The sequence below is a fragment of the Mycoplasmopsis agalactiae genome, assembly GCF_000089865.1.
Classification (GTDB): domain Bacteria; phylum Bacillota_I; class Bacilli_A; order Mycoplasmatales; family Metamycoplasmataceae; genus Mycoplasmopsis; species Mycoplasmopsis agalactiae_B.
The window spans coordinates 710,009-725,421 of record NC_013948.1 but is presented as its reverse complement, the minus strand read 5'-3'; the positions used below and the strand labels follow the sequence as shown (position 1 = coordinate 725,421).

General features: G+C 28.8%; 7 protein-coding genes. 4 read left to right on the top strand and 3 right to left on the bottom strand.

Features of this window, described 5'->3' with window-relative positions; genetic code table 4:
• Positions 1-2: 2 nt before the first annotated feature.
• Positions 3-3,203, top strand: coding sequence for an HsdR family type I site-specific deoxyribonuclease (locus MAGA_RS03165; RefSeq protein WP_013022189.1), 3,201 nt, complete (start codon positions 3-5; stop codon positions 3,201-3,203).
• 47 nt (positions 3,204-3,250) lie between these two features.
• Here the strand turns inward: MAGA_RS03165 and MAGA_RS03160 are convergent, their stop codons facing one another.
• From MAGA_RS03160 to MAGA_RS03150, 3 genes are all read right to left on the bottom strand, one after another.
• Entirely contained in the window at positions 3,251-4,171 is a 921-nt protein-coding gene (locus MAGA_RS03160) for a site-specific integrase (protein WP_013022188.1), read from the bottom strand.
• Positions 4,172-4,186: 15 nt separating this feature from the next.
• The gene (locus tag MAGA_RS04370; RefSeq protein ID WP_013022187.1) at positions 4,187-5,713 is read right to left on the bottom strand and encodes a restriction endonuclease subunit S; all 1,527 of its coding nucleotides are present in this window, start codon (positions 5,711-5,713) and stop codon (positions 4,187-4,189) included.
• 470 nt (positions 5,714-6,183) lie between these two features.
• On the bottom strand, positions 6,184-7,485 hold the full coding sequence (locus MAGA_RS03150; RefSeq protein WP_013022186.1) for an ATP-binding protein: 1,302 nt from the start codon (positions 7,483-7,485) through the stop codon (positions 6,184-6,186).
• Between the two features lie 437 nt (positions 7,486-7,922).
• Between MAGA_RS03150 and MAGA_RS03145 the strand changes: the two genes are divergently transcribed.
• The 3 genes from MAGA_RS03145 to gyrA all read left to right on the top strand — a co-directional run bounded on the left by MAGA_RS03145 (position 7,923) and on the right by gyrA (position 15,397).
• A complete protein-coding gene (locus MAGA_RS03145; protein WP_013022185.1) occupies positions 7,923-10,601 on the top strand; it encodes a type I restriction-modification system subunit M in 2,679 nt (892 codons plus the stop codon).
• Between the two features lie 3 nt (positions 10,602-10,604).
• Entirely contained in the window at positions 10,605-11,837 is a 1,233-nt protein-coding gene (locus tag MAGA_RS04365; protein ID WP_013022184.1) for a restriction endonuclease subunit S, read from the top strand.
• Positions 11,838-12,637: 800 nt separating this feature from the next.
• Positions 12,638-15,397, top strand: coding sequence for a DNA gyrase subunit A (gyrA, locus tag MAGA_RS03130; RefSeq protein ID WP_013022183.1), 2,760 nt, complete (start codon positions 12,638-12,640; stop codon positions 15,395-15,397).
• The last annotated feature ends 16 nt before the right edge of the window (positions 15,398-15,413 follow it).

Sequence of the window (15,413 nt, the reverse complement as noted above, 5' to 3'; positions counted from 1 at the left end):
ATATGCAATTTAATAGTGAAAAAGATTTTGAAGATGCAGTTGTTCAATGTTTACAAGAGTGCGGTTGAAAAGGTTTTCCTGATAAATTTAGTGGCTCTAAAAAGTACAATGTTATCTTAGATAATGTAACTGAAGATGACTTAATTGAAAACTGAAAAAACATATTATTTGAGAACAATAAAGACGTTCTTAATGGCATTGAATTATCTGATGAAGAAATGCAACAGATTATTCAGAAAGTGCAAAATTGTCAAAATCCTGTTGACATAAACACACTTATAAATGGCGAATATATTGGCATTATTAGAACTAATAAATTAGATTTAGAAAAGCTTAATAAAGAAATTCAACTTAAAATTTTTAAAAGAAGAGACATAAATGCAGGCGAAAGCATTTATCAAATTGCAAGGCAAGTTAAAACTGATGTATTAGAAGATTCAAAACAAAGAAGAGGCGATGTAATGTTGCTTATTAATGGTATGCCATTAATTCATATTGAGCTTAAAAACAGGGGTGAAGAGCTAATTAGAGCCATTACACAAATTAAGAATTACACTAAGTTGGGCCTTTATAAAAGAGGCATTTTTAAGCTAATACAAATTACTGCTGCAATGAAGCCTAATGAAATGATGTATATGCCTAGAGCAAATGATTTTGAGCAAATTGTTCCAGAAAAATTCTTAAAATGAACTGATGAAAATAATAAGTTAATTAATGATTGAAAAGAGATCATTGATAAGGTTTTTAGAATCCCTAGAGCGCACAGAATGATAGCTGATTTTACAATTGCAGATGCTGCTGATAATACTTTAAAGGTTTTAAGAAGCTATCAAATTCATGCTGTAGAAAAAATACAAGAGAAATTTTTTACCAATAAAGTTTATAAAGACACTGGAAGCAAAAGAAGCTTAAAAGGTGGCTATGTTTGACATACAACCGGCTCAGGGAAAACATTAACTAGTTTTAAATTAGCAACATTATTATTAGAATGAAATCAAGCTGATATTGTAGTTTTTGTTGTTGATAGAATTGAATTAGGAACTCAAACTAAAAATGCTTTTAAGAACTTTAATTCTTCAGGAAAAATTGAAGTTTCTGAAGCTGATGATACATATGATTTAGTAAAAAAATTATCAACTGCTACTGAATCAATGAAACATAAATTGGTTATTACGACTATTCAAAAACAGTCTAACATTGATAAAGATTCATATGCTAAGCAACTAGAAGAAATAACTAAAAAAAGAGTTGTGTTTATTTTTGATGAAGCGCACAGATCAACAAATGGCGAAATGTATAAGGACATCATTGAAAATAATCCAAATGCAGTTGTTTTCGGTTTTACTGGTACACCAATTTTTGAAAAAAATGCAAAATATGGGCTAACTACTGAAAGTAATTTTGGCCCACTTTTGCATAAGTACACAATGAAAAACGGCATTGAAGATAAAAAAGTTTTAGGCTTTAGTTGTGACTACAAATTTATTGATAAAGTATTACTTCCTGCAATTAACACAATAGATAGCGACGAAAATGATTCAGCTTTTAACCCTGCAAATGCAGAAATTAAGCTTAATAGTCTTAAGAATTTAATCAATGTTAAAGATGAAGAGTTGCTAAATTATGAAGAAAATCTTTATAACAAAATTAAAAATAGTAGAGACTATAAAGAGCAAGTTGTAACGGAAATCTTAAAAGACTGAAAAAGAAAGAATCTTGATAATAACTTCTCAGCTATTTTTGCAACAAGCAAGATTCAAGATGCAATTGAGTACTATGAAATATTTATCCAAAAAACCAGTGAAACAGGCCAAATGGTCAAATTTACTGCTCTTTTTGATCCTTCCACATATGTCTCGGAAAATGCTGATAATTATTCAAAAGGGCTAATAAAATCTGAAAAAACTAAGCAAATAATTGCTAGGTATAATCAAGATTTTGGCACAAAATTTGATGAAAATAATCTTGACAATAGTCACGCTAATTTTAAAGTCGATATTCAAAATAGATTATCAAGAAAATACAATCACAATAATTTAAATAAAGAATTTAAACTAGACATATTAATTGTTGTTGAGCAGTTACTAACTGGCTATGATTCAAAATACATAAACACAGTTTATTTTGATAAAACAATGAACTTTGAACACTTAATTCAAGCTATTTCTAGAACTAACAGAAACTATAATCCAGTCACTAAACCTTATGGCAATGTTGTATTTTTTAGACAGCCTGGCAAAATGAGATGAAATATGCATGAAGCCTTAACTGAATATGTTGATATTGATCCTGGAATGGCCTTGCCTAAGAGTCTTGAAAACTTTTATTCTAAAATAAATGAATCTTTTGGCAAAATACAAAATGTATTTAATAAATGAGGCTTTAGCAACTTTGAATCAGTACCTGATGTAAATGAAATAGATGAGAATGATCAAGATGTTTTGTATGAGTTTAAAACATTTTTATCTAATTTCCAAAAAATTAGAAAAAATCTAACATCAGCACAGATTTTAGGTTTTGACTGAGAGGAAAATAAAGATTCAATTAACTTAACAAAAGATCAATATGAACTAATTTATGCCAGAATAAAGGACATCGATTTTTCTAAATTTAAGATTACAGTCGAAAATGAAGACGAAAAGTCTTTAATTTTTGAACTAGCTGATGTAGATAATTCATCAATTAATATCACTATCGATAAAGAATATCTAAATACACTACTTTTAAAGATTAAAAGTAGCTACCATAATCAAGCTAATAATGAAACTGATGCAAGTGTGCAAAATTCTTGAGAAGAAATAAACAAAAAGTATATTCATAAGTATCCTAAAGAACACCAAGAATTAGCTAGAGAATGCATCAACGAAGTATTACAAAACTATGATTCATTCAATGAATTTGATTTTAAAAGTTGTGTTGTTGCCAAAATTCAGAAAAAATACAACGAAAACATTGAAAATTTTGCTAGTGAAATGAATATTGATTCCGATAAGTTAAAAGAAATAATTAATTCTAGTGAACCAGTTAATGCCTATGGCAGATTAGGAAATTTATGCAATGTAAAACTTACTAATGACATTAAGATAATTATTGCTAAAAAATTAAAGCTTACAAATGCAGACAGCATTAAGCCGGGACAATTTAAAAAATATATTAAAGACTTTATTTTAGAGCAAAGAGAAAGCAAATTTAAAGTTATATAAAAATGCTGCAAATGCAGCATCAATTACGTGGGTAATTATACTTTTTATTAATTAAGTGCAGATATTGATCTCATGACAAGATCAATATCTTTATTTTCTAGTTCATTTATTATATGTAAATAGATTCGCTCAGTTGTATTCATACTTGAGTGACCTAGTCTTTTAGCTACTGATGCTATTGATACACCTGCATATAACAAAATAGATGCATGTGTATGTCTTAGTCCATGAATGCTAATAACTGGAATTTTAGCTTTTTTGCATCTACGCGCTAAAATGTCATTAATTGTTGAATTAAAAACCTTTTCTTTGAAAACAAAAATTGGTTTATTTTTTTCTAGCCCTTGTACTAAAGATGCAAAACGAGAAATTGTTTGTCAGTCTAGCTGAATTTTTCTAACTGAAGACTTATTCTTTGTAGGTAAAAAACCGCCTAATTCCTTGTAATTTCAAGTTTTGGAAATGTTTAAAAGTTGCTTTGTAAAGTCAAAATCATCAGGAGTAAGAGCAACTGCCTCTGAAAATCTAAGCCCTGTTTTAGCAATTAAGAAAATAAGTCAGTCAAAGTTCAATTTGTCCTGTAAATTAAGCTCTTTGAGCAAAAGTTGCAGCTCAAAATTGCTCAAAAATTTAATCTTTTTTGGCCTAGCAGCCTTGCCTTTTATTACAACCTTTCTTGTTGGATCTTTAGTTAAAAGCCCCTCATCAAAAGCATCAAGCAAACAGCCTTTTAAATGATGATGAAAGTCCATTGTAGTTTGCCTTTCATGACATTCAGCATAGTCATTTATAATTTGTTGATAGCTTACTCTATCAAGATCACAAATTTTCAAGTCTGGTGCCAATTTTATTATTCAATCAAGAGTTAGTTCATATTTTTTGAAACTAACCTTTCTAATAGAACCTCGTTTGTAAACGTTTATTCAATTTTGAAAATATTTGTACAGCAAAATATCTGTTTTTTTCATTTTCCCCTTTCATTTTTACCCACGCTGATGAAGGGTGATTAGGGAATCAAGAAGAGTGAAAAGAGATGATATTTTGGATTGTTCTACATCATTTTCTGTTATTCACATATTTAATGATTTTAGTGTTGATGAATATCTTTTATAACCATCAGACAGTGGTTTATATCTCTCTAGTGAATAGAATAAATAATATCCGTTGGTTCTTAATGAATAGTATGCTTTAACGCCGTCTGATGCTATAAAAAAAGGAGATTTTGGTTTGTATATGGAGAGTGTGTGATCTCCAAACAACACTATTGGCTCATAATCCCAATAAGGCGTTTCATTTGTGTTATTAGAGTAGCCAAAGACTGATTGAATTCCTTGTTCAATGACTTCATATTTCCCATATTTGACAACAGATCTGCAAATATTTACCTTGGCACTTTTTATTAAGTCGCCTACTTTCCACTGTTCTCAAGCGTTAGTAAATTCTTTGAATCTTATGCTTGGAAATTGAGATTTTTCATCACAAAACATCTTATCAAGCAGTCTATTTTTAAGATTTTTTAAGCTAGAAAGCTTACGCTGATGAAGGGCGATTAGGGAGTCTAGGTTAGATAAAAGTCTGCCTATCCTATGTTGTTCTAAATAATTTGGTGAAATGATTAGCTTCATGTCAAAAAAATCGTTTATTGACACATTTAATAATTGCCTTGCACCTTTAAAAACAATATTTTTGGCTTCCTTATGTCATATATCTGTTAAATAGTAATATTGTAGAAAAACAGAATCAGTTACATGTTTGTTTTTTAGCCTAAAAGCTATATAAACAGGGGAAATAACGCCATTTTCGTAATTTTCCAATTTTCTAATTACACCAAATATTTTTTCGCCAGAAATACTTCTGTTATATGCAAAATCATCATTTTTTATAAGCAAATAATTTTTTAAATTTTTGCTAGCAACTCTATGGTTGAAAAAATCATTTTGATCAATTAATCCCTGATGTTGAGATATTGTTAGAACACGCGAAGACTGTGAATGAGTATTTTTTTCAATGATTCTATCTGTTAAATTTTTTAACTTTTCCTGTTCTCAAGCGTTAGTAAATTCTTTGAATCTTATGCTTGGAAATTGAGATTTTTCATCACAAAACATCTTATCAAGCAGTCTATTTTTAAGATTTTTTAAGCTAGAAAGCTTACGCTGATGAAGGGCGATTAGGGAGTCTAGGTTAGATAAAAGTCTGCCTATCCTATGTTGTTCTAAATAATTTGGTGAAATGATTAGCTTCATGTCAAAAAAATCGTTTATTGACACATTTAATAATTGCCTTGCACCTTTAAAAACAATATTTTTGGCTTCCTTATGTCATATATCTGTTAAATAGTAATATTGTAGAAAAACAGAATCAGTTACATGTTTGTTTTTTAGCCTAAAAGCTATATAAACAGGGGAAATAACGCCATTTTCGTAATTTTCCAATTTTCTAATTACACCAAATATTTTTTCGCCAGAAATACTTCTGTTATATGCAAAATCATCATTTTTTATAAGCAAATAATTTTTTAAATTTTTGCTAGCAACTCTATGGTTGAAAAAATCATTTTGATCAATTAATCCCTGATGTTGAGATATTGTTAGAACACGCGAAGACTGTGAATGAGTATTTTTTTCAATGATTCTATCTGTTAAATTTTTTAACTTTTCCTGTTCTCAAGCGTTAGTATTTTTTTTAATTTTAGGCTTAAAAAATTAGATCTTTCGCTACAAAAAAATCTTGTTAATTAGCATAGATAAGATTGTGTAAAACCATAAAACATAATTTATTTACTACTATTAAATCCTCATCATTAATTTTGACAGAAAAAACTATAAAACAGGCACAAAAGTAATTTCGTAACAGAAAAATATGTGCAAAGTTAGTTGCAATAAATAATCAATAACAAAGCTATTAAGTAATAAAAAGCCAACTAAAAGCAAGTTAGTTGGCCATTTTACTTTTTGATTCCATTAGAATATAAAAGTAATTAAACTAAAGAATTTACTATATTTTCATCTAATAAAAACTGTTCTAGTCCAATGTATAAAATTCCATTTTCGTCATGTCTTGGGACGATTTTATCTTTAACAATAACAATCTTTTTAAATGAATCGTTTACATTAATAAGCGATCTTATTTCCTGTTGTTGTTTTTCATTTGTATCTATATTTAAGGCAGATTGGATATAGTATCTTTGGTGAGCTTTGTTAATAACAAAATCAATTTCTAATTGCTTTTTTTTAAATACATTATTTTCTTTTATTCTATTTTCCACAACTCCAACATCAACATTGAACCCTCTTTTAATTAATTCATTATAAATGATGTTTTCCATAAGGTGTGAAGGATCAATTTGCTTGAAATTTAGTCAAGCATTTCTTAATCCAACATCAGTAAAATAGTACTTTAATGGTGTTTGAAAATAAGAGCTGCCCTTTATGTCATATCTATAGACTTTTGAAATAATGAACGATTCACAAAAGTAGTCTAGATAGTTTGAAATAGTGTTTGAAGCTATTTTGATATTCTTAGTTGATAAAAATCTGTTTGATAACTTAGTTGGATTTGTTAGTGAGCCAATTGAAGAAGAAATAAAGTTTAATAGTATTTCTAACACTTCCTTTTCATTGTATATATTATGTCTTTCTAAAATGTCTTTAATATATGTTTTCGTAAAAACATCTTTTAAGTATTTGCTTTTTTCTTCATCAGAACTATAGGCATATATTTCAGGCAAGCCACCATAAACCATATAGTGCTCTAATGCTTGTTGCTTGTTTTCAAATAAGTCATATATTTCACTGTAAGATAATGGATTTACTCTTATTTCATCGCCTCTGTCGCGAAATTGAGTTAGCACATCAGTTGAAAGCATTTTTGAATTACTTCCAGTTATATAAACATCTACATTTGGCATTTTGACTAAGTTTAATATAACATCTATAAAACTAACATCATAATTACCATTTTCTAAATATGGATTCTTAATTGTTTCACAGTACTGAATTTCATCAATAATTACATAGTAATTCTTATTTTCATCAGTAATTTTAGACTTAATATATTCATTTAGCCTTATAGGATTTCTGTATTCTAAAAATTCAATATCTTCCAGAGTCATTGTAATTATTTGCTCTTTTTGAATATTTTTAGATAACAAATATTCATAAAATAGATTTAAAAGCAAGTAGGACTTGCCGCATCTTCTTATGCCTGTAATGATTTTTACTCTTCTATTATTCATTTTTTCAACAAGCTTATTCAAATAAAAGCCTCTCTTTATTTGCATAGACACCTCGTAAAATTTAAGGTAGAATTACCCTTTATTTTATATATTTTACTTATTTTTAGAGTAATTTGGCAGCAATTCAAAGAATTCAAGGTATTTTTACCCTTTTTATTACGAGTATAAATAGTTTTCTCACATTTTGGCATGCTTAGACTAAAAGATGACTAAGGAGGCTAAAGGGTTGTGCTGTAAAGCTGCTAGTCGATGATTAACAGATCCTAAATAAAGTTAGAAAAATAACTTGATACTGAAGAAACTTCACGCCAGTTTTTAACTAAATTTTGAAGCTAGTTAATTAGATAACCCACACATTGCTGATAAAAAATTAAATTTTTAAAATACAAATAAAAGCATAGTTTTTAAGTCATATTTTGCAGCTTTTATGACTTAATTAATATAATTAAAATATTATAACTTTTTATAGCAAAGGGGAGTATATGGGCAACAAGATAACTAAGGAAAAATTAGGTTCTAAAATTTGAGCTGCAGCCAATAAATTAAGAGACAAATTAGAAGCTTATGAATATAAAGACTATGTTTTGGGGCTAATACTTTATAAATTTTTGTGCGAAAAACAAACTGATTATTTAATTAAGAATTGAGTATCTAAAGATCAGCTTAAATATCTTGATAGCAAATATTTAGACAATATGCCTAATTTTAGTGCTTTTTATACTGGTGATAATTTAGAAGCCGACTATGAAATATTCAAGGATGCAAAAAAAGAGTGCATTGACGAAAATGGCTATTTTATAGACTATTCAGACTTATTTATTGCATGATTAGAAAACAAAAGCAGCTTTAATATTCAAAATTTTCAACAAGCTTTTAATAACTTTAATAACAGCATTAATGATGCGCATAAATCATTATTTAAAGATTTATTTGCAAAATTTGAAAGAGATTTAAGCAAACTAGGTGCGGAGACTAACGAGCAAACTAAAGTAATTTCTGACTTGCTAGATATTATTAATGATATTCCTTCAACTAATCAAGATTACGATGTTTTAGGCTACATTTATGAATATCTTATTGCCCGTTTTGCTTCATCAGCTGGCAAAAAAGCTGGTGAGTTTTATACTCCACATGAAGTATCAGAATTAATGTCTAAAATAGTTGCGTATCACTTAAAAGACAGGGAATTTATTAAAGTTTATGACCCAACAAGTGGCTCAGGTTCACTGCTTTTAACTATTGGCCAAGAGTTTAAAAAATATAACAGTGGTAATAGTCCAGTAAGCTATTATGCACAGGAGTTAAAAGCTGAAGTTTTTAACTTGACTAGAATGAATTTGATTATGAAAAACATCAGCCCAACTGAAATTCATGCTCGTAATGGTGATACTTTAGAGCAAGATTGACCAATGTTTGAAAATAATGACTATAGCTCATATCAGCATTTATCAGTTGATGCTGTCGTTTCAAATCCGCCTTATTCTCAAAACTGAAATGCTGAAAAACATACTTTAGACCCTAGATATATTGAATATGGCATAGCGCCTAAAACAAAAGCAGATTATGCATTTTTACTTCATGATCTTTATCATGTGCAGCCTGATGGTATTATGGCGATAGTCTTGCCACATGGAGTTTTATTTAGAGGAAATTCTGAAGGCCAAATTCGTAAGACTTTGATTCAAAAACAACAAATAGACACAATTATTGGCCTACCAGCCAATATGTTTTATGGCACTGGAATTCCAACAATAATTATGATTCTTAAAAAACACAGAAGCGAAAAAGATATTTTATTCGTTGATGCTTCAAAACTTTATGTTAAAGAAGGCAAAAACAACAAATTTTCTAAATCGCACATTAAAAAAATTGCTGATGTAGTAAATAACAGAATTGAAATAGAAAACTTTTCACGTCGTGTGTTGCTTGATGAAATTGTTGCAAATGATTACAATCTTAATATTTCTAGGTATATTGATAACTTTAAAAAACAAGAACAGCATGATCTTTATTCACTAATGCATGGTGGTATAAGCAAGGAAGAGTTAGAAAAGCTTGATAACTTCTTTGGCTTATTTACAGGCTTAAAGGACAAATTATTCAAAATAAATGCAAACAATTATTATGAACTAAAAGTTGCTAAAGAAGATATAAATTCAACTATTAAAGGTGATTGAAATGTGTCTGAATACATCAATAGTTTTGATAAAAAAGGCACTAAATTTTTAAAGTTTTTCAAAAATTTTGTAACCTCAGTTGAACAATTTGAGCATATTAATCTTGTTGAGTTTGAGGAAGCACTAACTGACTATATTTTTGAAAATATGGACAGCATTCCATTAGTTGATGCGTATGACATTTACCAAATTTTTGTCAATAATTTTGACTTAATCAAAGATGACATTGAGCTAATAAGTAAATATTACCAAGAGAGTGAAGATAAAACTAATGCTTTATCTGAAATTTTAAATGGTGAGATTGAAAAAATCGAAGGAAAAAGCAAATCAAGTGCTGCTAAAGGATATAAATCAAATATTTTGAACTTAGAATTAATTCAAGAAAAGTTTTTTAGCGATAAATACTGACTAATGCGTGATAAATTTGATGAATCTGAAAGTCTTAAAAATGAATTAGATGAATTAGAGAAGTCAATTTCTGAAGAAGAAAAAACTGATGAAATTTATGATTTTGATGCTAACAAATTTAAATATGAAAATATCGAAAAAGCCTATAAATCTATGCTAAAAGACATAGATTCATTAAATCAAGAAAGCATAGAATTTAAGCTAACAAGTATTTGTTTGCTTAGAAGCAAAATATCTAAAGTTGATAAGGACAAAAAGGAATTATCTAATTTCTTATCTGAAGAGTCATACAACAAGTATATAAGTCTTTCTAGTGATGAATTTTATGAGTTATTAATTGAAAAATGAACAACTCCTATTATTGAGCAAATTAATCAAATAGGAATAAATCTTGTTGATGATTTTATTTCTAAAATCGAATCATTAGCTGAAAAATACAGTGACACATTAGAAGATATTAATGACCAAATAGTAGCAAGCGAGCGTGAGTTAGTTGAATTATTAAAAGATCTTAAAGGTGAAGAAAGTGATATGAAAGCCATTGATGAACTTATTAAGATTTTAGGCGGTAAGTAAATTATGAGCGGAAAATTATTGGTTCCTAAGATCAGATTTAAGGAATTTACTAACGCTTGAGAACAGGAAAAGTTAGGTAATTTTGGCACATCAACTGGAGGAAGCTCTATAGAGAATTTTTTTAATAATAATGGCAAATACAAAGTTATTAGTATAGGAAGTTTTTCAGAAGACAACACATATAATGATCAAGGCTTAAGAATAGATTATTCTCCATTTATTAAGGATAAAATTCTCAAAAAAGACAACATTGTTATGATACTTAATGATAAATCTTCAGAAGCAAAAATACTCGGAAAAGCCTTATTAATAGAGAAAGATGATGAATTTGTTTACAACCAGAGAGTTCAAAAAATAGATATTAATAAAGATAGATTTTTATCAAAATTTATTTTTACATTATTAAATTCAAATAGTAGAGAAAAAATTACCCTTTTAGCTCAAGGAAATACTCAGATTTATGTTAATTGGTCATCTATTTCTTCAATTGAATATTTAATTCCAAATCTTGAAGAACAATCTCAAATATCATCCCTATTTTCACACCTAGACTCCCTAATCACCCTTCATCAGCGTAAGCTTTCTAGCTTAAAAAATCTTAAAAATAGACTGCTTGATAAGATGTTTTGTGATGAAAAATCTCAATTTCCAAGCATAAGATTCAAAGAATTTACTAACGCTTGAGAACAGTGGAAAGCAAGGGGTATTTTATTGCCTTATAGGCAAAAAAATGACAAAAATTTAACCTTAATTAGCTATTCAGTGTCTAATAAAGAAGGATTTGTGGATCAAAAAGAATTTTTTGATGAAGGTGGCAAGGCCGTTTATGCGGACAAGAAAAATTCATTAATTATTTCTTTTGACACATTTGCCTATAATCCTTCAAGAATCAATGTAGGGTCTATCGCATTGTTTAAAAACACTATAAATGGCTTAGTTAGTCCAATTTATGAAGTTTTTAAGGTTTCTGCTAATAGTAACCCCGATTTTATTTATTTATGATTTAAAAGCGAATGTTTCAATAAAATTGTTGCCAACAATTCTAATAAGTCCGTTAGAGATACTCTCAATTTGAAGCAATTTGAAGATAATTTGTTGAATCTGCCTGTTTTACAGGAACAAAACAAAATTGCTAAGCTATTTTCTAGCCTAGACTCCCTAATCACCCTTCATCAGCGTAAGCTTAACAGTCTTAAAAATATTAAAAATACATTGCTAGAGAAAATGTTTGTATAGAAGAAATATGTAATTTAATATAGGCAATTAATACACATTGCAAGAAAAATGGTTTTGCATTCGTACAGAAAATAAATGTTTATTATGCATTTTTACTTCTAGAAAAAAAGCATCAGCAAACTGCTGGTGTTTTTTGCTATAGTGCACTACTAGATTTTGCTTAGAACACCACAAATATTATGAGAACAGAAGTCCATCATACAATTTAAATTTCAACATAAAAATTGAGTTAAATCTAATTGCAATAGAAATTTATTTTTCGCTTGTCAGTGCAAAATATACGAGAGTAAAAAACACAATAAAAAGTTGGGAAAATAGCCGTTTTTTTCCCTAAAAAGTTCACTTTATTAAATGATTCCAAAATCATCTGTTTCCTATAATAGGAAAGGAAAGAGTATGTAATTTTCAACTTATGATTTTGATACTAAATTCAGTAGTATGACAAGTAGACAAATGTAAAATTAAACTATTATAAAAGTTCTGCTTAGAAAAGTTAAATTTTTTATTTATTCTAAAAGATACTTCAAAAATTGAATGCAAAATTGCTTATTGTTAGTTTATACTAATTAGCCTGTTTCATAGTATTAAACAGCAAAAAATATAATAATATTTATTCAACGAAATATAATCAAATAATTTAAAAATGCTTAAAAATTAAAATGTTTTAGTAGTAGTACAAATCAATATTATATGCTCACTAAATTTTGCTTAGTTTATAATGCAAAAAAGTGATTTTTTGGTAAAATTAATATTATATTTATAATATTACGCCTTTTTTAATATAAAGGAGAGAATTACTTATGGCTAAAATAAATGATGATGAAAAAGAAAAATTAATCAATGATAGTGACAAATTAAATGAAGAAGCTTATGATGAAGAAAATGATTCTTCAGATGAACTTTTTATAGCCTTCAAAAAGCCAAAAGACAACAAAAATAATGATGAAGATGAAGAAGATATTCCACAAAATAAGCCAGAATATAAAGTTGAGCCAAAATTAGTTGAAATTGAGCAAGATGGAATAATTCCAATGCAAATCTCAAAAGAGATGAAAGTCTCATTTTTAGATTATGCAATGAGCGTTATTGTTTCTCGTGCTTTGCCTGATGCTAGAGACGGATTAAAACCTGTTCATAGAAGAATACTTTATGATATGAGTGAATTAGGCATAACAAGTGGTACTCAACATCGTAAGAGCGCTAGAATTGTCGGAGACGTTTTAGGTAAATATCACCCACATGGTGATTCATCTGTTTATGAAGCCATGGTGCGTATGGCTCAAGATTTTTCTATGAGATATCCTTTAATTGATGGCCATGGTAACTTTGGTTCGATTGATGGTGACCAAGCTGCTGCTATGCGTTATACTGAAGCTAGAATGTCTAAAGTTGCTGCTTTAATGTTAGAAGGCATTAAAAAAGACACTGTTGATTTTGTTGATAATTATGATGCAACTGAAAAAGAACCATCAGTTCTTCCTTCACGTTTTCCAAATTTATTAGTTTCAGGTGGATCGGGAATTGCTGTTGGTATGGCTACAAGCATTCCACCACATAATTTAGCCGAAACTATTGATGCAACTATTGCTTTAGCTAAAAATCCAGAAATTAGCATAAGTGAAATTATGGAGTTTCTTCCTGGGCCAGACTTTCCAACTGGTGCTATGATTATGGGCACAAAAGGAATTAAAGAGGCTTATGAAACAGGTAAAGGCTCTATTTCAGTAAGATCAATTGCTAAAATTGAACACTTGCAAAATGGTAAAAGCAGAATTATTGTTTCGGAAATACCATATGAAATAAAGAAAACTTTAATTATTGAGAAGATTGCTCAATTAATGAAAGATAAAACCATTGAAGGTATAGCTGATTTACGTGATGAATCAAACAGAAATGGTATTAGAATAATTATTGATATTAAAAAAGGTGAAGTTCCAGAAATCATATTAAATAAGCTTTATAGGCAAACTCCACTTCAATCAAATTACAATGTTAATTTTGTTGCATTAGTTGATGGCGAGCCTAAATTATTAAACATTAAATATGCCTTAGAAGTTTATTTAAAACACCAAGAAAATGTTGTTACTAGAAGGCTAAGATTTGATTTAAATAAAGCTAATGATAGAATGCATATCTTAGAAGGACTAAAAATTGCTGTTGAAAATATAGATGAAGTAATTAAAATAATTAAATCATCTAAAACTGATCAAGATGCACAAAGTAATCTATCAGCAAGGTTTGATTTAAGTGAAAAACAAACAAAAGCTATTGTTGATATGCGTTTAGGCAGACTAACTGGATTAGCTGTTGATGGCATGATTGAAGAAATGCAAAATTTAGCTGCTGAAATTGAAAGAATTACCAACATTTTAGCTAACAGAGATTTATTAATTGATCTAATCATTGATGAATTAACTGAAATCAAAAACAAATATGCTGATGAGCGTAGAACAGTAATTGATAAAAATATTAGTGCATCAATTAATGATGAAGATTTAATCAGCAAAAGAGATATTGTTATAACAACTAGCACAAAGGGCTATGTAAAGAGAATTGATTTAGAAGAGTACAAGACTCAAAGACGTGGTGGAGTTGGTATAACAACAATGAAAACATACAATGATGATGATATTTCATCAATTATCACAACAACAACCCATACAGACTTGCTCATCTTCACAAACCATGGGCGAGTTTATAGAATTCGTGCTCATGAAATTCCTGAATTAAATAGACAATCAAAAGGAACTTCATTTATTAACATAATTCCTAGACTTAAAGTTGATGAAGGTGAAAAAGTCATCTCAATGCTTGCTGTTGATGAATACAGCGATGATAAGTACTTATTCACTGCAACAAAATTAGGAATAATTAAAAAAACCAGTCTTTCAGAGTTTCAAATTATCAATATAAACGGTAAGCGTGCATTCAACCTCAAAGAGGAAGATGAGCTTATTCGTGCTTCAATTATTGATGATGATGAACTAATTTTATTAGCTAATAGCAAACAAAGAATTGTTAAGTTTCACTCAAATGAATTCAGAGCTTTAAGCAGAATTGCTACAGGTGTAAAAGGAATTACTTTAGCAGAAGATGAGACATGTATTTCAGCATCATCAAGTTCTGAAGGTGAATTGATTTTAACAATTGGCAAAAATGGTTTTGGTAAAATTACCCACCACAGTCTTTTTAGATTAGTACACAGAGGCGGAAAAGGTGTTATTGGCATAAACAGTGATAAGGCAGGTAATTTAGTTTTTGCTCGTTTTGTTAATCCACATGATGAGATTCTAATGATCACAACAAGCGGTCTTACAATTAGAATACCTATCAAGGATATAAATGAAACCGGTAGAGCAACAAAAGGTGTTAAGTTAATCAACTTAAAGAAGAAAGAGCAAATTCAAGCAGTTGAGATTGTTAAGTTAGAAAGCGATTCAACTTTAGATGAAACTATTGAGGATGAAAAATTCATTGATGATATAAAAAATCAAACTAAAGAAATTCTCTTAGATAAAGGCGACATCAATGAAGAGACTATAGAAATTGATATTGATTAATTTTAAGGATATGCTT